This is a genomic window from Elstera litoralis (assembly GCF_000963705.1).
Lineage (GTDB): Bacteria > Pseudomonadota > Alphaproteobacteria > Elsterales > Elsteraceae > Elstera > Elstera litoralis.
Window position 1 is genome coordinate 1 of record NZ_LAJY01000813.1, and the last position, 984, is coordinate 984.

1 protein-coding gene is annotated in these 984 nt (G+C 58.9%); it reads left to right on the forward strand.

Features of this window, described 5'->3' with window-relative positions; genetic code table 11:
• On the forward strand, positions 1-975 hold a 975-nt coding region (gene eat, locus VZ95_RS19940), incomplete at its 5' end, for an ethanolamine permease (protein WP_045777422.1).
• Between the last annotated feature and the right edge of the window lie 9 nt (positions 976-984).

Sequence of the window (984 nt, forward strand, 5' to 3'; positions counted from 1 at the left end):
TTCATGGGGCTGAATATCGCGGGCGTTGGCATTGCCGCGACGTTCGAGCTGTTCGTGACCATTCTCGCCGTTTTTGAACTGCTGGTGTTCATGGGCGTCGTCGCCCCCGGCTTCCAGTGGAGCAATTTCACCACTAACGGTTGGGCGGGCGAATCCACCTTTACCATTGGCTCCATCGGCGGGATTTTTGCCGCGATCCCCTTCGCCATCTGGTTCTTCCTCGCGATCGAAGGTGCCGCTATGGCGGCGGAAGAAGTGAAAGAGCCGAAGAAGATCGTTCCGCGCGCCTATATCGCCGGGATTCTGACGCTCGTTTTCCTCGCCTTCGGCACGATGATTTTCGCGGGCGGCGTCGGCGATTGGACAGCCCTGTCCAACATCAACGATCCGCTGCCGCAGGCGATGAAAACCGTCGTAGGGGATTCGTCCGGCTGGTTTCATATGCTGGTGTGGATTGGGATTCTGGGCCTCGTCGCCTCCTTCCACGGCATCATCATGGGCTATTCGCGCCAGATTTTCGCCCTGTCGCGCGCGGGTTTCCTGCCGGGCGTGCTCTCCACCGTTCACCCGACGCGCAAAACCCCCCATTGGGCCATTATCACCGGCGGCGTGATTGGGATTGCCGCGATTTTCTCGGATAATCTTATCACGATCAATGGCACCACCTTGACCGGGAATATCGTCACCATGTCGGTGTTCGGCGCGATTGTGATGTATATCATGAGCATGCTCAGCCTGTTCAAACTGCGCCAGAGCGAGCCGAACCTGGAGCGGCCCTACATCGCCCCGCTATACCCGATCTTCCCGGCGATTGCGCTGGTGACGGGCATCGTCTGCCTTGTCGCGATGATCTATTACAATTTCATCGTCTTCGGCCTGTTCGTCGGCCTGTTTGCCATCGGCTTTGCCTATTACGCCGCAACCGGCCATTTGCGCGCCGGGGCGGAAGGCGATCTGCTGCTCGGCACCAAATAGCGCTAAGGG